At 69.2% G+C, this 20,806-nt stretch carries 14 protein-coding genes; 5 read left to right on the forward strand and 9 right to left on the reverse strand.

Annotated features, from left to right (window positions below; genetic code table 11):
- Positions 1 to 111: 111 nt before the first annotated feature.
- The gene (locus ACGFMM_RS07540) at positions 112 to 888 is read left to right on the forward strand and encodes a DUF6227 family protein (protein WP_393644071.1); all 777 of its coding nucleotides are present in this window, start codon (positions 112 to 114) and stop codon (positions 886 to 888) included.
- A gap of 121 nt (positions 889 to 1,009) precedes the next feature.
- Here ACGFMM_RS07540 and ACGFMM_RS07545 read toward each other — a convergent pair whose 3' ends face one another.
- Positions 1,010 to 2,599, reverse strand: a complete 1,590-nt coding sequence (locus ACGFMM_RS07545; protein ID WP_393644073.1) for an MFS transporter — start codon at positions 2,597 to 2,599, stop codon at positions 1,010 to 1,012.
- Between the two features lie 62 nt (positions 2,600 to 2,661).
- Here ACGFMM_RS07545 and ACGFMM_RS07550 point away from each other — a divergent pair, with 62 nt between their 5' ends.
- Positions 2,662 to 3,708, forward strand: coding sequence for a helix-turn-helix transcriptional regulator (locus ACGFMM_RS07550; RefSeq protein ID WP_393644075.1), 1,047 nt, complete (start codon positions 2,662 to 2,664; stop codon positions 3,706 to 3,708).
- An 80-nt stretch (positions 3,709 to 3,788) separates the two neighbouring features.
- On the opposite strand, the gene ACGFMM_RS07555 is transcribed toward ACGFMM_RS07550, so the two are convergent.
- The gene (locus tag ACGFMM_RS07555; RefSeq protein WP_393644077.1) at positions 3,789 to 4,826 is read right to left on the reverse strand and encodes a sigma-70 family RNA polymerase sigma factor; all 1,038 of its coding nucleotides are present in this window, start codon (positions 4,824 to 4,826) and stop codon (positions 3,789 to 3,791) included.
- Positions 4,827 to 5,078: 252 nt separating this feature from the next.
- On the reverse strand, positions 5,079 to 5,870 hold the full coding sequence (locus ACGFMM_RS07560; RefSeq protein ID WP_393644079.1) for a dioxygenase: 792 nt from the start codon (positions 5,868 to 5,870) through the stop codon (positions 5,079 to 5,081).
- Between the two features lie 119 nt (positions 5,871 to 5,989).
- On the opposite strand from ACGFMM_RS07560, the gene ACGFMM_RS07565 reads away from it, so the two are divergent.
- On the forward strand, positions 5,990 to 6,499 hold the full coding sequence (locus ACGFMM_RS07565) for a MarR family winged helix-turn-helix transcriptional regulator (protein ID WP_393644080.1): 510 nt from the start codon (positions 5,990 to 5,992) through the stop codon (positions 6,497 to 6,499).
- Positions 6,500 to 6,574: 75 nt separating this feature from the next.
- Here ACGFMM_RS07565 and ACGFMM_RS07570 read toward each other — a convergent pair whose 3' ends face one another.
- Together ACGFMM_RS07570 and ACGFMM_RS07575 are read right to left on the reverse strand one after the other, a co-directional pair.
- Positions 6,575 to 8,095, reverse strand: coding sequence for an MFS transporter (locus ACGFMM_RS07570; RefSeq protein WP_393644082.1), 1,521 nt, complete (start codon positions 8,093 to 8,095; stop codon positions 6,575 to 6,577).
- A gap of 128 nt (positions 8,096 to 8,223) precedes the next feature.
- Positions 8,224 to 8,907 (reverse strand): TetR/AcrR family transcriptional regulator, encoded by a 684-nt coding sequence (locus ACGFMM_RS07575; protein WP_393644084.1) that lies wholly within the window; start codon positions 8,905 to 8,907, stop codon positions 8,224 to 8,226.
- Between the two features lie 307 nt (positions 8,908 to 9,214).
- On the opposite strand from ACGFMM_RS07575, the gene ACGFMM_RS07580 reads away from it, so the two are divergent.
- A complete protein-coding gene (locus ACGFMM_RS07580) occupies positions 9,215 to 10,486 on the forward strand; it encodes a M6 family metalloprotease domain-containing protein (protein WP_393644086.1) in 1,272 nt (423 codons plus the stop codon).
- A 19-nt stretch (positions 10,487 to 10,505) separates the two neighbouring features.
- On the opposite strand, the gene ACGFMM_RS07585 is transcribed toward ACGFMM_RS07580, so the two are convergent.
- Entirely contained in the window at positions 10,506 to 12,170 is a 1,665-nt protein-coding gene (locus tag ACGFMM_RS07585; protein ID WP_393644707.1) for a class I adenylate-forming enzyme family protein, read from the reverse strand.
- 485 nt (positions 12,171 to 12,655) lie between these two features.
- On the opposite strand from ACGFMM_RS07585, the gene ACGFMM_RS07590 reads away from it, so the two are divergent.
- Positions 12,656 to 13,294: an AAA family ATPase gene (locus tag ACGFMM_RS07590; RefSeq protein WP_393644088.1), complete on the forward strand. Its 639-nt coding sequence runs from the start codon at positions 12,656 to 12,658 to the stop codon at positions 13,292 to 13,294.
- A gap of 53 nt (positions 13,295 to 13,347) precedes the next feature.
- Here ACGFMM_RS07590 and ACGFMM_RS07595 read toward each other — a convergent pair whose 3' ends face one another.
- The 3 genes from ACGFMM_RS07595 to ACGFMM_RS07605 all read right to left on the reverse strand — a co-directional run bounded on the left by ACGFMM_RS07595 (position 13,348) and on the right by ACGFMM_RS07605 (position 20,728).
- Positions 13,348 to 13,542, reverse strand: coding sequence for a hypothetical protein (locus ACGFMM_RS07595; RefSeq protein WP_393644090.1), 195 nt, complete (start codon positions 13,540 to 13,542; stop codon positions 13,348 to 13,350).
- A 260-nt stretch (positions 13,543 to 13,802) separates the two neighbouring features.
- The gene (locus tag ACGFMM_RS07600) at positions 13,803 to 14,102 is read right to left on the reverse strand and encodes a barstar family protein (protein WP_393644092.1); all 300 of its coding nucleotides are present in this window, start codon (positions 14,100 to 14,102) and stop codon (positions 13,803 to 13,805) included.
- Positions 14,099 to 20,728, reverse strand: coding sequence for an RHS repeat-associated core domain-containing protein (locus tag ACGFMM_RS07605; protein WP_393644094.1), 6,630 nt, complete (start codon positions 20,726 to 20,728; stop codon positions 14,099 to 14,101). The genes ACGFMM_RS07600 and ACGFMM_RS07605 overlap by 4 nt, the downstream gene beginning before the upstream one ends.
- Positions 20,729 to 20,806: the final 78 nt, after the last annotated feature.

Raw genomic sequence — 20,806 nt, forward strand, 5'->3', positions numbered from 1 at the left:
GAACTCGACGCGCTCCCCCTTCGTTTTGCCGAACCCGGGACACGATGTCAGACCCAGGGGCTACGTTAAGCGAGCACCACGTGACATGCGGCGACGGCCTGGAGACCCACCTTGAACGATCCTCACGATCCGTACGAGACCACCGAGACGCACGTCGAGCGGCTCCTGGGACGGGCCCTCAACTCCTTCGAGCTGCCCGACGCCACGATCGAGCAGCTGGAGGCCGCACTGGCCCACTCCTTCGCCCTGCACTCCTCGCACCACAGCGCGTCGCTGCACCGCAGCACGTACCGGCACACCTTCCTGCTCGCGGACGGCACCGCCCTGAGCCTGTGGGAGCTGGTGCACAACAGCGGCCGCGGCGGCGCCGAGCACCACGAGCTGTACGCGGACGAGGCGGAGGCCACGCTCGCCGCGTCCCGGCTGCCGGCCGGCTTCGACGGCGACTGGGGCGTGGAGCGGTTCGGCGTGCTGTCCAACGATCCGGACGACGAGTTGGAGAGCGATCTGGAGGCGCTGACCGCGCTGTTGTCCCGGCCGTTGCCGCGGCAGCCGCGGAGGTACGTGCCGGACAACTCGGCGGACCACGCCCGCCGCGTGCTGCGGCGTGCGGAGAACGCGGACCGGCCCGGCGAGGAGACCGCGCGCCGGCTCCGGCTGGCGTTCGCGCACCACATCACGCAGGCGTTCGGGCGGCATTGCCCGGTGGAGGGCCGGGACGCCGGCTTCACCCTCTACGAGCACGCCTTCCTGCTGCTCGACGGCAGCGAGTCGAGCCTGTGGGAGGTCGAGCACACGGCGACGCCCGACGGGCGGCACATGTGCGAGGTGTACGGGGACGAGCGCACGGCGCGCGAGGCGATGGAGTCCCGGGCCCGGGTGCGCTGAGCGTCGCTCCCCCGTCACCGCCACCCGGAAACGGAAGCGGAAACGGAAGCAGGCATGCCCCGGGGTTCGCCCCGGGCCATGCCCGTGTCCGTCCGTACCGCGGCCGCCCCGTAGACGGGCCTCAGCCCGCCAGGGCCGGCTCCTTGGCGAGGATGTCCGGGGTCTCGTCGGCCTCCGGCTCCGCGCCCTCCACATGCTGCTTCGGCTTCGCCGGCAGGGCGAACATCACCAGGAAGATCACCAGGAGCACCCCGGCGACCCAGCCCAGCGCGTTCTGGAACGCGTCCGCGAACGCCGTGCCCACTTCGCCGGGGACCCGCTCGAGCCGCTTCTCGTCGATCACGCCGAAGAACACCACCGACACCAGGCCGAGTCCGAGCGCGTTGCCCATCTGCCCGGTCGTGTTGATCAGGCCGGACGCCGAGCCGGCGTGCTCGCGCGGGACCTGCGAGAGGACCGCGTCCGTCAGCGGGGCGACGATCAGGCCCATGCCCGCGCCCATGACGACCAGCGGCAGCACCATCTGCCAGGGGGCGATGGACGTGCCGTACCGGCCGGCCTCCCAGATGTAGAGGAGGACGCCGGTCGCCATGATCAGCGCGCCGCCCTGCAGCACCTTGCGGCCGAACCGCGGCACCAGCTTCTGCACGGACATGCCCGCCGCGGCCGACACCGCGATGGAGAACGGCACGCCGGTCAGGCCCGCCTTCAGCGGGGTCCAGCCGAGCCCCTTCTGCATGTACAGCGTCCAGACCAGGAAGAACACGCCCATCACGACGCCGAAGGTCAGCTGGACCGCGATGCCCGCCGCGAAGCTCTTCACCTTGAACAGGCTCAGCTCGACCAGCGGCGAACCGTCCTTCTTCGTCTTGTACTTCTCGTACGCGATGAGCGCGCCGAACACGAGGAGGCTGCCCGCCATCGTCAGGTGGCCCCACAGCGGCCAGTCCAGCTCGCGGCCGCGGGTCAGCGGGTAGATCAGCATGAGCAGGGCGCCGGTCACGAGCAGCACGCCGACGAGGTCGAGCTTGAGCGCCTTCGGCGCCTTGGACTCGGTGATGAACTTCCGGCCGAGGAGGATGCCGGCGATGCCGACGGGCAGGTTGATCAGGAAGATCGGCCGCCACTCGAGGCCGAAGAGGTTCCACTGGGTGAGCAGCGCGCCGAGCAGCGGGCCGGACACGGCGCCGAGACCGATGATCGCGCCGAACATGCCGAAGACCTTGCCGCGTTCGTGGGCGGGGAAGGTGACGTGGATGATCGACAGGACCTGCGGGACCATCATCGCGGCCGCGGCGCCCTGGAGCAGCCGGGAGGCGACCAGCATCTCCGGGCCGGCGGCGAAGCCGCAGAGCGCGGAGGCGACGGTGAAGCCGGCGGTGCCGACGAGGAAGAGGCGCTTGCGGCCGTAGATGTCGCCGAGGCGGCCGCCGGTGATCAGGCCGGCGGCGAACGCGAGGGCATAGCCGGCGGTGATCCACTGGATCGCGCCGAAGGTTGCGCCGAGGTCGCGTTCGATGCTGGGGATCGCGATGTTCACGATCGTGGCGTCGACCAGGTCCATGAACGCGGCGGTCATGACGATGGCGAGGGCTATCCAGCGTCGGCGGTCGCCGTCCGCCGTCGTGCCGGCGGTCGCTCCCTCGACGGGCGTCGCAGCCCGGTCGGAAGTCTCGGTGGCCGCCTGCGGGACGGCGTCGTGTGAACTCATGAGAGGACAGTAGGACCGATATAGGTCAGCTCATGTCCTAGTTGGCCTTCATGCTGGTGTGCATGACGGACACCCCGGCACGACTTCTGAATCTGCTGTCGCTCCTGCAGACGCCGCGCGAGTGGCCGGGCAGCGAGCTCGCCGAGCGGCTCTCGGTCTCCCCGCGCACCATCCGGCGGGACATCGACCGGCTGCGGGACCTCGGCTATCCGGTGGAGGCGACGAAGGGCGCGATCGGCGGGTACCGGCTGGTCGCGGGTACGGCCATGCCGCCGCTGCTGCTGGACGACGAGGAGGCGGTGGCCATCGCGGTCGGACTGCGGGCGGGGGCCGGGCACGCCATCGAGGGCGTGGACGAGGCCTCCGTACGGGCCCTGGCGAAGCTGGAGCAGGTACTGCCGGCCCGGCTGCGGCACCGGGTCTCCACGCTCCAGAACGCCACGATCCCGCTGACCAGGGGCGACGGGGTCACGGTCGCCCCGCAGACGCTGACGGCGCTGGCGGGCGCGGTGACCGGGCAGGAGCGGCTGCGCTTCGGCTACCGCGCGGGCGACGGGGCGGAGAGCCGCCGGCTGGTGGAGCCGTACCGGCTCGTGTCGACGGGGCGGCGGTGGTACCTGGTCGCGTACGACCTGGGGCGCGAGGACTGGCGTACCTTCCGCGTGGACCGGGTCAGCGACCCGTTCCCGACGGGGGCGCGGTTCACGGCGCGGGAGCTGCCGGCGGGGGACGCGGCGGAGTTGCTGAAGCGCTCGATGTCGCGCTCGCAGCAGGAGCTGGCGCTTGACGTACGGTTCGAGGCGCCGGCCGAGTTCGTGGCCGCGCGGCTGCCGGACCATCTGGCACCGGTGGCCACCGGCCCGGACACCTGCCGGCTGCGGGCCCGTACGCCGGACTCGGTGGAGTGGCTGGCGATCCGGCTCGCGCTCGTGGACGCGCCGTTCACGATCCACGCCCCGGACGCGCTGCTCGCCTACGCCCAGGACCTGGCGGCCCGGCTCGGCGCGGCGAGCGGGGGCGGCGGCGCGAACGCGGGCGCGGCGGACGACGGCGCGAACGCGAATGCGTACGGGGCGGACACGGCGGACGGGTCGGAAGCGGTCGGCTGAGCCCTCTGAGCCCGCGCGGACTCACGTCCCCGCGGGCTCCTGGCTCCCTGCAGGCTGCGGGCTCCCGCGTCGCCGGCGGCTCACGCCACCGCGTCGAAGCCGGTGTCGTGGGCCATCTTCTTCAGTTCGAGCAACGCGTGCTTCTCGATCTGGCGGATCCGCTCGCGGGTGAGGCCGTGCTCCTTGCCGACCTCGGTCAGCGTGCGCTCCCGGCCGTCCTCGATGCCGTACCGCATGCGGATGATCGAGGCCGTGCGGTCGTCGAGCTTGTCGATCAGGTCGTCGAGCTCCTCGCTGCGCAGCAGCGTGAGCACCGACTGCTCCGGCGACACCGCCGACGTGTCCTCCAGGAGGTCGCCGAACTGGGTCTCGCCCTCGTCGTCCACCGACATGTTCAGCGAGACCGGGTCGCGCGCCCAGTCCAGGACGTCCGTGACCCGCTCGGGCGTCGAGCCGAGCTCCTCCGCGACCTCCGCGGGCTCCGGCTCGCGGCCGTGCTCACGGTTGAACTCGCGCTGCACGCGCCGGATCCGACCGAGCTCCTCCACGAGGTGGACGGGGAGCCGGATGGTGCGCGACTGGTCGGCTATGGAGCGGGTGATGGCCTGGCGGATCCACCACGTGGCGTACGTGGAGAACTTGAAGCCCTTCGTGTAGTCGAACTTCTCGACCGCGCGGACCAGGCCCGCGTTGCCCTCCTGGATCAGGTCGAGCAGCGGCAGGCCGCTGCGCGGGTAACGCCGCGCGACGGCGACGACCAGGCGCAGGTTGGACTTGATGAACAGGTCCTTCGCGCGCTCGCCCGCCTCGTAGAGGGCTTCGAGCTCCTCGCGGGACGCGCCGTCCGCCCTGCTTCCGATCTCGCTCTCCGCCGCACCGTCGAGGATCTGCCGGGCGTACACGCCCGCCTCGATGGCCTGGGACAGCTCGACCTCCTTGGCGGCGTCGAGAAGCGGCGTGCGCGCGATCTCGTCGAGGTACATGCCGACCAGGTCGCGGTCGGCGATCTCTCCGCCTGCGCGAACGCTGCTCGCCCGGCTGCTTCCGCTCGCGCTGCGCTTGGTGCTGGTGCTGCTCGTGGCGGACGACTGACGACGGGCGACGGCACGGGTTGCCATGCGTGCTCCCTTGCTGAGTAGGCCGCGACACCCTGTGCGGGTGCCCTGCATCCGACGGAAACAACGACTGGAATCAGGACAGAATTCCCACTCGGCGCATCGATTTTCGCGATCATGCAGTATCCTGCGCCGCCTTCGGGCGCACCGAGGTCGTCGGAGCGGACGAAGGTGCAGGTCAGGCGGCTCCCTCGACGCCACTTCCATCCCAAGGGACGCAGAGCGTCGCCGTACGGTTGCTCACGGCCGCACCCGTCAGCCGAACTGCACGGACCGCTTCGCCAGCCCCATCCAGAACCCGTCGATCACACTGCGCCCCGCACCGAGGTCGCCGGCCGCGTCCGCGGCGCCGAGGGTGACGAACAGCGGGGCGAAGTGCTCGGTGCGCGGATGGGCGAGCCGGCCGGCCGGAGACTTGTGCTCGAAGTCGAGCAGCGCGTCGACGTCCTGCGCCTCCAGGGCGTGACGCCCCCAGTCGTCGAACTCGGCGGACCAGCCGGGCACGCCCGCGCCCGTGTGCCGCAGCGCGGCCAGGTTGTGGGTGAAGAAGCCGCTGCCGACGATCAGCACGCCCTCGTCGCGCAGCGGGGCGAGGGTGCGGCCGATCTCCAGGAGCTTCTGCGGGTCGAGGGTCGGCATGGAGATCTGGAGTACGGGGATGTCGGCGTCCGGGAACATCTCGACGAGCGGGACGTACGCGCCGTGGTCGAGGCCCCGGTCGGGGATGTCCTGCACGGGCGTGCCGGGGGCGCGCAGCAGCTTGCGGACGGATTCGGCGAGCGCGGGCGCGCCGGGGGCTGCGTACCGGACGCGGTAGTAGTGCTCGGGGAAGCCCCAGAAGTCGTACACGAGCGGCGCGGTCTCGGTCGCGCCGAGGGCCAGCGGGGCCTCTTCCCAGTGCGCGGAGACCATGAGGATCGCGGTGGGGCGGGGCAGGCCGGCGGACCACGCGGCAAGCTGGCCGGGCCAGACCGGGTCGTCGGCGAGCGGCGGCGCGCCGTGGGAGAGGTAGAGGGCGGGCATCCGCCCGGGGGTCGCGACGCTCATGACCGCCGCCTCCGATCTTCGAGAGAGTCCCGAGCCAGCTCGTTCTTTGAAAGTTCAAGCTCGCCTGACATGACGAGCTTAGACGCGATCTAGTTCAACTTTCAAGAATGGGTCGTACGATGGAGCACATGACCACGGCATCCCGGGAACCCCGCTGGCTGAGCGACGAGGAACAGCACGTCTGGCGCGCCTACCTCCACGCCACCACCCTCCTCGACGACCACCTCGACCGCCAGCTGCAGCGCGACGCCGGCCTGCCGCACGTCTACTACGGCCTGCTCGTCCACCTCTCCCAGGCGCCGCGCCGCCGGATGCGGATGACCGAACTCGCCAGGAACGCCAAGATCACCCGCTCCCGTCTCTCGCACGCGATCGCGCGCCTGGAGAAGAACGGCTGGGTGTCCCGCGAGGACTGCCCCTCCGACAAGCGCGGCCAGTTCGCGCAGCTGACGGAGGAGGGGTACGAGGTACTGCGGGGCAGCGCGCCCGGGCATGTCGCCGCCGTGCGGCAGGCGATGTTCGACCGGCTCGCGCCGGAGCAGGTGAAGCAGCTCGGCGAGATCATGCGGGTGATCGCGGAGGGCCTCCAGCCCACGGACCCGGACGCGGACCTGCCCTGGCTCCGCTGAGCTGAAGCTCGACAGAACCAGGGCAGGTACGGGACAGGCGCCGGGGGCGGCTACGAGGTGGGGAAACCCGTTCCGTCAGTGCGCGACGACCGGGATCCTCACCTCGTCCTCGACGCCCTCACCGGCGCCCGCCCCTGCGTCGGTCACCTCTCCGACCTGCGGCTTCCCGGTGTTGATGAAGGTGAACGCGATCGCCGCAGAGACGGCGAGGATGCCGACCGCCCACCAGATCGCCGCCGCGTACCCCTCGACCATGCCCTGCAGCTGCAGCAGCTTCTGGGCGGCCGGGGTGGTCGCGCCGGCCAGGTGGTCGGCGACGTAGGCGGTGGTCGCGGAGGCCGCGATGGTGTTCAGGAGCGCGGTGCCGATCGCGCCTCCGACCTGCTGCGAGGTGTTGACCATCGCGGAGGCCACACCGGCGTCCCGCGGGTCGACCCCGTGCGTCGCCAGCGACATGGCCGGCATGAACGCGGTGCCCATGCCGAGGCCGAGCAGCAGCTGCGCGGGCAGGATCAGCCCGGTGTACGACGAGCCGATCTCCAGCTGCGTGAGCAGCAGCATGCCGACGGCTGCGGTCAGGAAGCCCGGGCCCATCAGCCAGCGCGGGGCGACCCGCGTCATCAGACGCGTACCGATCTGCGTGGAGCCGATGATCATGCCCGCGATCATGGGGAGGAAGGCGAAGCCGGTCTTGACCGGCGAGTATCCCTTCACGACCTGCAGGTAGTAGGTGAGGAAGAGGAAGAGGCCGAACATCGCGATCACGGCCAGACCGAGGGAGAGATACACCCCGCCCCGGTTGCGGTCGGTCAGGACGCGCAGCGGCAGCAGCGGCGACTTCACCTTCGCCTCGGTGAACACGAACGCGGCGAGCAGGACGGCGGAGCCGACGAACATGCCGATCGTGGTCGGGTCCGACCAGCCCTGGGACTCGGCGCGGGTGAAGCCGTACACGAGCGCGACCAGGCCGAGGGTCGACAGGACGACGCCAGGGATGTCGAGCGGCGAGCGGTTGCGGCCGCCGGCCGGCTCGCGGATCACGAAGTACGCGCCGAGGGCGGCGACGACGGCGAACGGGATGTTGACGTAGAAGGTCCAGCGCCAGTCGAGGTACTCGGTGAGGAAGCCGCCCAGGATCAGGCCGACCGCGCCGCCGCCACCGGCGATCGCGCCGTAGATGCCGAACGCCTTGGCGCGCTCGCGCGCGTCGGTGAACATCACGGCGAGCAGGGACAGGGCGGCCGGCGCGAGCAGCGCGCCGAAGGCGCCCTGGAGCGCGCGGGCACCGAGCATCATCGCCTCGCCGGTGGCCGCGCCGCCGAGGGCGGAGGCGGCGGCGAAGCCGGCGAGACCGACGACGAAGGTCCGCTTGCGGCCCCACAGGTCGGCGATGCGGCCTCCGAAGAGCAGCAGTCCGCCGAAGGCGAGGGCGTAGGCGGTGATGACCCACTGCCGGTTGCCGTCGGAGATCCCCAGGTCCTGCTGGGCGGAGGGAAGGGCGATGTTCACGATCGTCGCGTCGAGCACGACCATCAGCTGGGCGAGTGCGATGAAGACCAACGCTTTCCAGCGGCTGGGATCGGGGATTTTGGACATGGGGGTAGCCACCTCTTGACGCATAAGACAAGAAAAAGGACGAAAGAGTTACAGAGCTGAAGAGCTAAGGAAGGGCGGGGAGGTCGGGGCTCACCGACCGCCGGGAGGCGCGGTGCGCGGGCCGTGGGTCAGCAGGCCTCCCCCGCATCCCGTCGGCGCAGGGTCTCCAGCGTCGCCGCCGTACCCGGCAGCACGGAGCGCGCGGGGGCCTCCAGGCCGTCGAGGAACAGCTGCAGATGACGGTGGACGAACTGGTCGAAGTCGGGGAGGCAGGCGCCGCCCGGCAGCGGCCGGGTCAGCTGGGACAGGGCCACGATCAGATCGCCGACGGCAACGTCGGCGCGGAGCCGGCCGGACTCGTGCGCACGGTCGACGAGGCCCTGTACGGCCTCCTCCAACCGGGCGCGTTCGGCGAGGAGTTCGGGGTGGTCCTTGTCGAAGGTGCCGTCGAGCATCGGACACAGGGCGCCGATCCGCTCGTCGGCGGCCGCGTGCGTGAACCGGCGCAGCGCCTCGAACGCATCCGCCTCCTCGGCGGCCGCCAGGGCCGCCTGCTCGGTGGTGCGGGCGGTGACGGAGACGACGACCTCGTGGACGAGGTCGGAGCGCTCGGGGAAGTTGCGGTACAGGGTGGCGTTGCCGACGCCGGCGCGGCGCGCGATCTCGTCGAGCGGCACCTGGGGGCCGAACTCGACGAACATCTCGCGGGCGGCCGACACGATCCGCTCGCGGTTGCGCAGCGCGTCGGCCCGCGGCCGCGGGACGCGACGTGCGGGCGCGGACGCGGTTTCGGTATCGGCGGTGGGGTTCACGCCACTGGCTCCTGCCGTGATGAGGAAGAGGATGAGAAGACGACGGGTACAAGGTCTGATCCGTGATCCGGGGAGCAGCTCCCCGTTTCGGCGAACACAGGTGTAAACGGGGACGCCATCCCCACTTATTTCCCGCCCCGGATGTGACCCGCACCACTCCCCCACGCGCCCGCCGCACCCCGCCCACGGCCCGCCCCCCGATACCCACGATCGGGCCACCCGACGCGCGCCCCCGGATCACCCGGCACAGGCTGATCGGACAGCGCAGTACGGACCCGGCCGGCTGCCGCGCACCGAAGGCGACCGCATGCAGCAGACCCGCCGGCGGATACGCAGACCCCTCGCCCTGGCCGCGGCCGGGGCGCTCGCGCTCGCCACTCTGGCCACCGCGAGCGCCACCCTCCCCGGGCCCGCCCCCGCCTCCGCGGGGCCCGCCCCGGCCGCCCCCGCCGAGGCCCTGCTCGGGCCGTGCCGGATCACCACGGCGCTGGGCGTGCAGATGTCGGAGGGCCTGCCGACCGCCCCCGGGTACGTGCGCTCCACCGGACGGGTCCGGGCGCTGACCCTGATGATCGACTTCCCGGACGCCGAGGGCGAGGGGACGGCCATGGGCCGGTTCCGGGAGTTCTTCCCGCGGACCGCGGACTGGTTCCAGGTCAGTTCGTACGGCCGGCTCGCCTACCAGCCGGAGACCCCGCTGGACGACTGGCTGCGGATGCCGATGCCGTTCGCCTCGTACGGGATAGAGCGCGGCTCACCGTACGAGCCGGGGTACCGCAAGCTGGTCCAGGACCTCGTGAAGACCGCCGACGCGGACGTCGACTTCAGCGCGTACGACCTGGTCAACGTCCTGGTGACGCCGAACGCCGGCCCGTCCGCCCTCGACACGGTCCTGTCCGTCACCTTCTCCGGGAACGACGAGGCGCCGTACGCGGACGGCGTCCCGCTCTCCAACACGTCCTTCGTCTACAGCCGCCAGGACGACGGCTCGGGCTCGTACGACGAGACCGGCTACCGGGTGCTGCCGCACGAGAACGGCCACGTCTTCGGCCTGCCCGACCTGTACACGGTCGACGGCGGCGGCACCGTCGGGCACTGGGACATCATGTCCGAGGACTGGGGGGCCAACAACGATCTGCTCGGCTGGCACAAGTGGAAGCTGGGCTGGCTCGACAACGACCAGGTGCGGTGCGCGTCGGCGACCGGGGTGCACGAGTACGAGCTGACGCCGCTGGCCGTCGCGGGCGGGCCGAAACTGGCGTTCGTCCCGCTGTCGGAACGCTCGGGGTACGCGGTGGAGGTCCGCACCCAGGACGGCAACGACGAGGCGGTGTGCGAGCCGGGGGTGCTCGTGTACCGGGTGGAGTCGGACGTGGACACCGGGCACGGCCCGATCAGCGTCTCGGACAGCGACCGCGACAGCGGCGGCTGCACGCGCCGCCCGAACGTCCACGCGGAACTGTCGGACGCGCCGTACCGGCCGGGCGAGTCGTTCACGGACCGGGAGAACGGGATCCGGATCGCGGTGCTGTCGAAGGAGGACGGCGGGAGTTACCGCGTCAAGGTCACCCGCTCGTGAGGGTCACCGCTCGTGAGGGTCACCCGCTCGTGAAGGAGCCCCTGAGCTCGCCCTTGAGCACCTTCCCGGTCGCATTCCGCGGCAGCGGAACGTCCCGTACGAGAACCCGGGCGGGCACCTTGAAGGCGGCGAGGCTCCGCCCGACATGGGCCCGCAACTCGTCCGCGCCGGCGGTCGCGCCGTCCCTGAGGACGACGACGGCCGCGACCTCCTCGCCGAGCACGGGGTGCGGGACGCCGAGGACGGCTGCGTCGGCGACGGCCGGGTGGCCGTACAGGGCGTTCTCGACCTCGACGCAGTACACGTTCTCGCCGCCGCGGATCACCATGTCCTTGATCCGGTCGACGACGGTGACGCGCCCGTCGGCGTACGAGGCGAGGTCCCCGGTGCGGAACCAGCCGTCCGGGGTGAAGGCGGCGCGGGTGGCGGCCTCGTCGCGCCAGTAGCCGCGGACCAGGCACTGCCCGCGCAGCCACAGCTCGCCGACGCCGGAGTCCGGGTCGGGATTCTCGATGCGCACCTCGGCGGCGGGGGCGGGGCGGCCGGCGCTGTGCGGGTGGGCGCGGTACTCGTCGCCGAAGTTCGCGAGGACGCCGCCGCAGGTCTCGGTGAGCCCGTAGCCGTTGCGGGGTTCGACGTGCTCGCCGAGGAGGGCGGTGAGGCGGCCGACGAGGCCGGGCGGGGCGGCGGCGCCGCCGGTGTTGAAGTGGCTCAGGGTGGCGAGACGGTCCGCCCAGCCGCGGCGCTCGACGAGGTCGACGAGCTGCAGGGCGGTGGTGGGGACGCCGGCATAGTGGGTGACGCGGTGCCGCTCGATGAGCTCGACGGCGCGTACGGGGTCCCATTTGCGCATGAGGACGAGGGTGCCGCCGGCGGCCATGACCGGATAGAAGGACGTGAAGGCGGCGACGTGGAACAGGGGGAACGTGGTCAGCGAGACGGGCGCGGGCCCCTGGCCGGGGATCCGCCCGCGCAGAAGGCCGGAGACGGCGGCGTGGTACCGCGGGTTGAGCGCGGCGCCTACCTGCGCGCGGTGGGTGGCGACGGCGCCCTTGGGGCGGCCGGTGGTGCCGGAGGTGTAGACGATCGTGGCGTCGTCCTCGGGGAGGACGTCGACGGGCGGCGGCCCGAGGGAAGGATCGGCGTCGGGCGCATACGGAACGAACCCGTCACCAAGCGGATCACCGTCATCGGGATGGAAAACGATCCCGGGCACGCGGTGCGTGCGTGCCCAGTCCCGCACACGGGGCAGCCGCTCCCCGTCGACCAGCAGAATGCCGGGCGCGCAGTCGTCGAGCGCGTACGAGAACTCGTCCTCGGTCCACCAGGCGTTGAGCGGCACGGCGACGAGGCCGGCGAGCTGGGCGGCCCAGAAGGCGATCTGCCACTCGGGATGGTTGCGCAGGGCGACGACGGCCCGGTCGCCGGGCCGCAGCCCGTACGTGTCGGTGAGCCGGCGCGCGAGCCCGCAGGCGGCGGCGAAGAACTCGCCGTAGGTGTAGCTGCGGCTCTCCCCGACGACAAACGGCCGCTCCCCGAAGGCCCAGGTGGCCTCGACGAAGTCCCGAAGCGTCGCGGGACCGCCGCTGTAGGCGCCGTCCCGCACGGCGAAGGGCGCACCGGGCGAGGTCAGCTGCTCGGCCACCCGAACCAGCGCGAGGCGCCCCTCGTCACCCGACCCCATCACGCCCGCACCCCTAAGCACCCGCTCAACACCGACCCACGACGCTAAGCGCCCCAAAACCCACCAGTCAAGGCACACCACCCCCACCAACCGCCCACACCCCCCATCCACGACCCCGCACGCACACCCATCCGCTACCCTGTTCACGACTCGCCTTCGTCGCCTTCGTGGGCCTTGCGGATAATTGCGAAACCGCAGGTCAGGGCCTCGTCGCAGTCCGCCTCAGGAACGCCTCCCGTGAAATTCGGGAACGCCCGCGAGATCGTCGCAGGTCAGAGCGGCCACGCAGGGCGACTGATCCATATCCCATCGCCGCGCCTCAGTGCAGTTTTCCAAAGGCCCCAGCTGAGCAGAATCCGCCCTCCTCTGTAGGGGCAATGTTGCGAGCGCGCTGGGTGCTCAGGACTGGTTCCTCGTACGATGCGGTGTCAGTAGAAGCGGCTACGGTGGCAGCACACCGGATTACTCGGTGAGGTGTGACGCGGATGGCGGCCAGCGCTGAGCATCTGAAGGCCCTCGTCCGGGCGCACGCCGAGGCAGATGACGATCGCTTCTACAGCATCGCCCTCCAGGTCGCGGCCAAGTCCGCGCGGCAGGGGCACGGGAAGCTCGCCGTGGAGCTGCGCGAGCTGGTCGATTCGATGCGGCAACAGGGCGCAAAGCCGGTGAGCACGGTCGGGCCAACGCCTGTTGTCCAGCCCCGTGGGGAATTGGCGAGCCTCTTGAGCGCGGGATATCACGATCTCCGCCTCGACGACATGACGCTCGGATCGGAGCTTCGGGCTTCCTTGGACCGGGTCCTGCATGAGCAGCGGCAACGAGCCCTGCTTGAGCGTTTCGGCTTCACCCCGGCACACCGGATCCTGCTGTCAGGACCTCCGGGCACAGGGAAGAGCATGACGGCGGCTGCGCTGGCCGGGGAACTGTCCCTGCCGCTCTTCACGATCCGCTTGGATGGACTGATCAGCCGTTTCATGGGCGAGACCGCATCGAAGCTGCGGCAGGTTTTCGATGCCGTGGCACAGACGCGCGCGGTCTATCTCTTCGACGAGTTCGACGCACTGGGTGCCCAGCGCGCCATCGATCGGTTGGTAACGGTCGGCCCGGTGGCCCGACAGAAGTGAGCTGTGGCCAGCAATAAGTACGGCGCTCTGTGCGCCTCCGAGTTGTGCGCGACCTATGTGCCGCCGGCGTCGGCATTCTGATCCGCGGCGAGAACGGCTGGCTTACATATTGCCCCGACGACGACCCAGCACTCCGCGCCCGCAGATACTCGGCCAACCCCGATGGACGCGACCACGAGCCAGTCGTCGCCTTCCTCCTCGCTCGCCTCGACGAGGAGGAGGCGGGACTGCTGCATGAACGGGTTCACCGGAGAAACCGTTCGGCGCGGCCATGTAAGCCAACGTGACCTGTGTGCGCCCTACCGTATCCCGGGCACCGCTCCTATGACTAAGGCTTCTTCGTACTTGGGGACCGGCCGACCGCATACACCGCTGGAAGTATTCCATTCCTCACCAATAAGTAATGGGGTGACGGCATGTGTTGCAGTCACCCCATTACTTACGTATTGCTCTGGACGGCAGAGTCGCTCACTCTGCCACGGCGCTCGCGCCTACGCCGTCCACAGTCCTATTCGAATCGAATGGTGAAGCGATCGCTCCACCCGAATTTCTCGTCCTGAGCTTGCACACGCAGGAGGACGCTACGCAGGCCGTCGAAATCCGATTCGCCCATTGCGGCTCTACTGGATTCAGAGTCCCGCCAGACGATCTCGACGGGCCTCTCGATATCCGTTGACAGGCGGTCCCAGAGCGCATCCAAATTGGGGCTGTAGTACGGCCCGAAATCAAGTGCTTGCGCCAGTGCCGCATGGAACTCCTTGGCGGACGTAATCCGCACACCGTCGATTTCGAGGCGAATTTCAATCACTTCCAATTTGGTATCTGATGGAACGAGACGTAGTGGTTACTTGTGATGAAGGCGAGGCCGTCGCTTGAATAGACTAGCCGAGTTCCCGGCTGCTTTTTTCGGGAAATCATATTATTGATGCCGATGTCGGCCTCGTACCAGATTCGCCCTTCCGCTGACGGCAGTAGCCCAGTCGAGTTCCCGTAGACGTCACCGCCTATCTGCCCATCGGGTATATGGTTCCCTAGCGCCTTTCCGGCAACCCATCCGTGCGCCTCCGCTTCCGCCTTGGTTACATAGTTGCCTGGCAGCCTTCCGGTGGCTCTGAGGCTCGCCACGAGGTCATTGGCCAATTCCGCGGTCCCTAGACTTACTTTGAGCCCCGTACCTCGAGCGGCGCTTGTTGCTCCGAACGGGCGTGCAGGAAGGCTTCCCAGGCTTCCCCCCGCTGCACCACCGGTGGCGACTTCCGAGACAGTGACTGCGCACCCCGCAGGGTTGGCAAGGCAGGCCGCCGCAACCTCGGTTCCGATGGCCATCGCCGCTGGTGCCAAGATGACTGCGGCGCTGGCACCGACGACTACGCCGAGGACGACCTTCTGCCACGTGTCGAGTGGCGGACGCTGGATCCAGTCGTCGCTGACGCCGGGGTCGTAGTTCGGGTTGGAGCCCATGGCCCAACCGTGGAATTTCTGCTCCTTCGGGCGCTTCGGGCCCGGCTTGAGGCTGGTCTCCATGGCGTAGCCGGACTTGCGGTTGTAGGAGACCCGCGTGATCACGGTGTACGACTGGTTGCCTTGGTGGACCTGCTGGATGTTCGTGGAGCTCCAGCCCCAGGACCAGCTGCTGCCGCCGTTGTAGGTCCAGGTCTCGACCTTGTCGTCGCCGCTCGCGGTCTTGCCGACGACGCAGCGGCCGGCTCCGCCGCAGGAACCGTCGGGCCTGAGGCCCGTGGGGTCTGCGAGGGTGACAGGGGTGTTGTTGGCGTATGCGTAGCCGTTGAGGGATTCATGGTCGCCCGGGGCGAGGATCGGGTCGACGCTGATGAATCGGCCGATCTCGGCGTCGTACTCGCGGGCGCCTACGTGGGTGAGCTGCGTGCTTTGGTCGTGGGGTTTGCCGAGGAATGTCTTGTCGTCGGGCCAGGACTGGGGGGCTGTTCCACGGGCCTCGCCGAACGGTGCCGTGTAGCGGCGGGTCAGGGCCTGTGTCGTCGCGTCGACGGCGAGGGAGGCAGTGTTGTGGTGGTCTGTCACCTTCCAGGACAGGCCGGAGTTGGTGCGGACGACTGTGCCGCTCCCGGCGCCGTAGTAGCGCTGGCCGGTGAAGGTCTTTGCGACGTGGTCGTAGTGGACTTCCTGGCCGGGCAGGTAGAGGACGGTCTCGCTGGTGCTGCTGCGGGTTAGCAGGCCGCCGGTCGCGTCGTACAGGTATGAGGTGGTCTTGCCGCCCTCGGTGAGGCTGGAAAGGCGTCCCTCGAGGTCCCAGGTCAGGTTCTGAGCGCCAGTCGGTCCCGGCCGGGTCGTGGTGTTGCCGCTCTCGTCGTACGTGTAGCTGCTCGGCTTGTCCGCGGTCGTACGGCTGGTGAGCGTGTGGGGCTGGCCTGCGCCTTCAATGGAGACTGCCGGGTAGGTGTAGTCGGTGACGGTGTTGCCGGACGTGGCGTGGTTGGTCTGTGTGTCACGCAGGCCGGCTGTGGTGTAGGTCCAGCTGGTCCAGTAGGGAGCCGGGCCCCCCAGCTTGTCCGCGGTTGGGGCCGCGCCGCAGTTTCGGTCTGCGGGAGTCCATGCCTGCGTCAGTCGGCGATGACCGTCGTAGGTGAAGCACTGTGCGTCCGAGGTGGCCTTGTCGATGGCAGAGGTGACGTTGCCGCTCGCGTCGTAGGCGTAGTCGACGTCGCTCGTGTAGCCGGCGTTGGTGTCGTCGAGGCTGTGCGAGTTCTTCAGGCGGCGCGTGCCGTCCTCGTAGGTGTTGAGGATCTGCATGCGCTTGGCCGTGGACGACGTGCCGAGAAGGGTTTCTTCGACGTCACCGAGCGGCGAGTATCCGACGGAGCGGATGTAGTCGGTGTCGCCGCTGACGCCCGTGACCATGCCGAGGCCGTTGTGCGCGTAGGTGATGGTCTCTGCCGGGAGCCCGCCGGCCGCCGGAACGCGGGTGCTCTGGGAAGTGCCGTCCGCGTTGTACACCTGGTTCGTGGTGTAGCTGCTGGGCGCACCTGCGAGTACGAGGGGATCCGTCGCCGCGAGGGCGATCTTCGATTCGGTGGGCCGGTAGAGGCTGTCGTACTTGACTACCTGACTGGAGTAGACCTTGCTGCCGGTCTGTCCGACGCCGCCGACGTAGCGGACCGAGGCTGCAGGCATGCCCTTGCCGTTGGCGACGGTGTCGTAGGTGAATCTGGTCAGCTGGTGGGCGTTGTCCTTCTTGCCGTCCCAGGTTCCGATGGGACGGCCGAGGACGTCGTAGTCGGTCAGGACTGTGGTGTTACGGGCGTCGGTGGTGGAGACGACCTGGTCGGCGTCGTTGTAGACCATGGTGGTCTTACCGGTGTCCGGATCCGTCTTCTCGGTCACTCGGCCACGCAGGTCGTAGGTGTAGGTCCAGACCGACTTGTCAGGTCCGGTCATTGTCTTGACCTGACCGGAGGGCGAGTAGGTGTAGGTGGTTTTGGTGTAGCTGTCGCCCTCCGGCTTGGGGCCCGCGTATTCGCGGTGCTCGACTGCCTTGCCCCGGCCGTTGGTGATGGTCAGGGTGCCGGATCCGCCGTTCGCGGCGGTGGTGGCGACGCGGTCGCCGAGGTGGTCGGTCTTGGTGCGCCACTTCTCCTGGTCGTAGACCCTGAAGATCGATTCGGTGCCGCGGCTGGCTCCGTCGAACACGGTCTCGTTGGAGGCAGGAACGGACCCGGGCAGGGTGTTGGCCAGCGTCCCCTGCGGAGCGTTGTTGTCATGGACGTCGGCGTTCGTGATGGTGGCGAGGCCGCGGTCGTCGTAGAGGGTCTCGGCGATCACCCGGCCGCCGGAGGGCGAGGGGGCTTGCTTCTGCCGGGACCGCAGCAGTGCGTCGAAGATTTCGTAGCTGTCGGTGTAGGTCTTCCCGTCGGCCTTGATGGTGCCGGTGCGGACCCACGAGGCCACGGTGTCGCTGACGTGGTAGTCGTATTCGATGCTCGCGGCGTCGCCGAGCGCACGGTGGCGGTCGGGGCGCCAGACATCGGTGACTCGGCCCAGGGCGTCGAAGGCGTATTCGGTGGTGCTGCCGTTGACGTCAACCTTCTTGGTGACCGCGCCCCATGCGGGATCGATGGTGCTGGTGACCGTGTAGCCCTTGGGGTCGGTGACGACGTTGCCGGTCACCGGGCCGTATCCGGTAGTCATGGGGGTGTAGGTCGTCGTGGTCGTGCGGTTGAGGGCGTCCTTGACGCTGGCGACGCGTCCGAGTGCGTCGTAGGTCGTGGTGGCGAGGGTCTGGTAGTCGGGTGTGCTGCCGGTGTAACTCTTCACCCGCGCGGACTCTGTGGCGTTGCCCTTGGTGGGGGCGGTGCCGACCAGCTGGTTGTCGTATGCCGTTGTGGCATCAGAAAGGGTGTCCTTGGGCAGCTCTGGGGTCGTCCCGCAGGCGACCGCGTAGGACTCGACGCGGGACGGCAGGTTGATCAGCCACGCCGTGGTGTTGCGGACGTAGGTCGTCTTGGTGCAGGTCTCGTCGCCGCTGACGGCGTCGTCGCCGGCGTCAGCAATGGTGAGGGGGCTGCCGTAGGTGGTGTCGAACGTCGTGGTCGAGGACTTGCTCCGGTAGGAACCGTCCGGCAGCCGCTCGCGGGCGTGCACCGTCCCCGTGTTGACGAACCAGGCCTCGGTCGTGCCCCAGGTGTAGGCGTGTGAGGCGGTGCGGCGAGACCACGGGTCGTTGATCGTGGTGCCGACGACGTCATTGCCGTTGTACGTCGTGGTCTCGCGGAGGAATCCGGAGTACTGGCGAGAGTCCTCGATGACCTTGCCGGTGGAGTCGGTGACTTTCTCGTCGCGGGGAGTTCCGTCCTTCTCCTTCTCGCCGTCCAGCCCGCGCATGAACAGGTCGGTCTTCTTGCTGCGCGGTCCGGTGGCGTCGCCGACGGTCGTGGTGACCTTGGCGTAGCCGCGCCACTGCGACCAGGTGCGGTGCTTGTCCTTGGTCAGTCCCTCGTCGTCGTTGTAGCCCCAGCCGGCTCCACGGTCGTTGACGCCGTAGGTGTTGTACGTCTCAATGGTGCGGCCGGCACCGGTCGGGTCGTCCTGGAAGACGGATTCGACGACGTACTTGTGGAACCAGTCGAGTGTGGGCTCGCCGCCGTCGCTGGCCCAGTAGACCGGGTAGCAACGCAGGTCGTTCTTGTCCTCCGAAGCTGGCATCAGAGTGCCGCGGATGCACTGCACGTCGGAGTAGTTGACGGTGATGACAGAGCCGGTCTCGGACTTGATGGTCCGCACGCGCCACTTGATGAAGGGCGCGATGTCGTCGTTGGGGTGGTCGACGCGGTTGGACTTCTGGATTCCGCCGAACGTGACCTTGGGCAGTGTGATCGCGGTGCCGGCCTTGCCGGTGTTCTGGATGGACTCCAGCCACAGGCTGGGCTGGCTGACGTCACCAGTGCTCGGGAAGCCGTGCTCGAGGTGCCAGCCGTCTACGGAACGGAAGTCCGCTTCGGTACCCACCCCAGTGCCGGTGCCCTTCCAGACGGAAGTAGTGACGTCGGTCAGGCGCTTGCGAGTGAAGAAGGACGGGCTGACCAGCAACGGGCACGACGCGCCGTTGGCACAGATCTGGTCGAAGGGAACGTCGGGCCAGTTCTTCTTGGTGGTCGACGTCAGGCTGGTGCAGCCATCGGTGACGATGCACCGCTCGGCGTAGGTGAAGGAGACGCGCTGCGATGCCGGCTTGCTGAACAGGCTGGCTTCGCGCTGGCCGTACTCGATGCGCTGCAGGTAGCCGCCGCGGATGTAGGGGGTCGCGGTGCCGGTGGTGGTGTCCTTGGCGTAGTTGTTGGTCTCCTTGGCGTACCAGTAGCTGCTGGCGTTGCCGTGCGGGTCCACGACGTAGTCGAGGTTCCAGCGCCATGCCTGAGTGCAGAACGAGGCGGAGAACGTGGAGGCGTTGCAGGGCTCACCTGCGTCGTCGCCGAAGACGGGTGCGGTCCATACGGAGTTGGTGACGCGGTCGTCGGCGGCGGTGCCGTTGTCGCTCCAGCCGGGGAGCTTGTGCCGGCCGAAGACGTACTGGGTGCCGTCGCCGGTGGTGACCTTCCAGTATTCGCCGTTGGCGTCGCCATTGCCCAGGGTGGTATCCGTCAGGCGCTCGACGCGGGAGGCGTCATCGCCCTTGAGGCGCCAGTTGGTGGAAGCGGCCTGGGACTTCTCGTCGGTGCGGCAGGCGGTGGCCGTGGCGCAGGCCTTGACGAGTTCGCTGGCTTTGCCGTTGAGGACGAGGGTGGCGTTGTCGTACTTCCAGCACAGGTCGCCCTTGCCGGCTTGCCCGTCGTCCTTGCAGGAGTCGTACTTGCGCTCCACGTAGGACTCGGTGATGTTGAAGCCTTCTCCGACGACGGAGGTCTGGTTGTTTTCCGAGGCGGTGCGTCCGTCGACGCTGCTGGAGTCGTAGCTGATCCCCAGGTGGGGTTCAGGCCCGGCGGTGGCAGGGGGCACTCTCAGCGGGTAGTTCCAGGTGAAGCTGCCGGTGCTGCCGCCACTGTCCCAGGATGCCGACTGCGAAAGGGGTGTGGCGCTGAAGTCGCCGCCGGAGGACTCGCCGCCTGCTGCTGCGGCGAACACCATCTGCTGCCCGGAGGCTGCCAGCGTGCGCGCCTTCGTGTCGGCAGGTAGGGCGGTGACTGTGGCGGTGAGCTGCTGGTCCTCAGTGTTGTTGGCTGAGCGCAGGTCCTTCGGTGCGCGGCAGGCCGGCTTGCTCGGCGTGGTCAGCGCGCACGCGGGGAGCTGGACCAGCTTGAGACGGGACCCGTAGGAGCCGCCGTAGGAGGAGGCGAAGGAGGAGTAGTCGAGAGTGAGCTCCAACTTGCCGGTGCCAGCGCTCAGGCCGTCGGGGCTCAGGGTGAACAGGAGGCCGTTCACGCCTGCCTTCTGCGCGGCCCCCTGGCCCAGAAGTTCCACCTTCGCCGTTCCGGGGGCAGCGACTGCAGACGCCTTCGACGAGGCTGCCCTGCCGTCCCTCTTCGCTTCGGAGCCGACAGTCTTGACCGTGAGGGGGAGGTCGCCTGCCTTCACAGGCTTCGCGCCTGCTGCGGGCAGCGTGATGCTTACGCTGGCCGCCTTCGGCCACTGGGTGTTCTTCAACCGCTTCAGGGTGAGGGACTCGGCGGGGCGTGCCTGGTCCGCCGGCGCCTTGGACTTCTTCTTCGTGAAGGGAAGAACCTTGTCGATCTTGTCCTTGGGCGGCTTGGGGAAGTCCTTCCGGCCAGCCGCTGCAGCGGCTGCGGTGGTGGCCTCGAAGCCTGCTGGTATGGCGAGTTGTGGTAGACACGCGAGCGCGACGACCAAGGCTCCGCGCTGGATCCAGCGCCGGGCCCCTGCGGCGGTCCGACCGCGGTTGGGAGGAAACACGATGGTTGACTTCCTTGTTTTGTCGGGCGGGCCGCTCGTCAATGCGGCCATGCCGAGAGGGCTGCATGGGAGCCCGGCTGACCAGCCGGGCTCCCATGACAGTCAGTGAGAATGGCAGTGCGATCTGAG

It is taken from the genome of Streptomyces sp. NPDC048604 (genome assembly GCF_043199435.1).
Taxonomy (GTDB): Bacteria; Actinomycetota; Actinomycetes; order Streptomycetales; family Streptomycetaceae; genus Streptomyces.

Excerpts from the sequence above, each read along its gene's own strand:
- ACGFMM_RS07545 (WP_393644073.1), bottom strand. The coding sequence starts at position 2,599 with ATGAGTTCACACGACGCCGTCCCGCAGGCGGCCACCGAGACTTCCGAC.
- ACGFMM_RS07590 (WP_393644088.1), top strand. The coding sequence starts at position 12,656 with ATGGCGGCCAGCGCTGAGCATCTGAAGGCCCTCGTCCGGGCGCACGCC.
- ACGFMM_RS07580 (WP_393644086.1), top strand. The coding sequence starts at position 9,215 with ATGCAGCAGACCCGCCGGCGGATACGCAGACCCCTCGCCCTGGCCGCG.
- ACGFMM_RS07555 (WP_393644077.1), bottom strand. The coding sequence starts at position 4,826 with ATGGCAACCCGTGCCGTCGCCCGTCGTCAGTCGTCCGCCACGAGCAGC.
- ACGFMM_RS07560 (WP_393644079.1), bottom strand. The coding sequence starts at position 5,870 with ATGAGCGTCGCGACCCCCGGGCGGATGCCCGCCCTCTACCTCTCCCAC.
- ACGFMM_RS07550 (WP_393644075.1), top strand. The coding sequence starts at position 2,662 with ATGACGGACACCCCGGCACGACTTCTGAATCTGCTGTCGCTCCTGCAG.
- ACGFMM_RS07605 (WP_393644094.1), bottom strand. The coding sequence starts at position 20,728 with ATGGCCGCATTGACGAGCGGCCCGCCCGACAAAACAAGGAAGTCAACC.
- ACGFMM_RS07565 (WP_393644080.1), top strand. The coding sequence starts at position 5,990 with ATGGAGCACATGACCACGGCATCCCGGGAACCCCGCTGGCTGAGCGAC.
- ACGFMM_RS07585 (WP_393644707.1), bottom strand. The coding sequence starts at position 12,170 with ATGGGGTCGGGTGACGAGGGGCGCCTCGCGCTGGTTCGGGTGGCCGAG.
- ACGFMM_RS07570 (WP_393644082.1), bottom strand. The coding sequence starts at position 8,095 with ATGTCCAAAATCCCCGATCCCAGCCGCTGGAAAGCGTTGGTCTTCATC.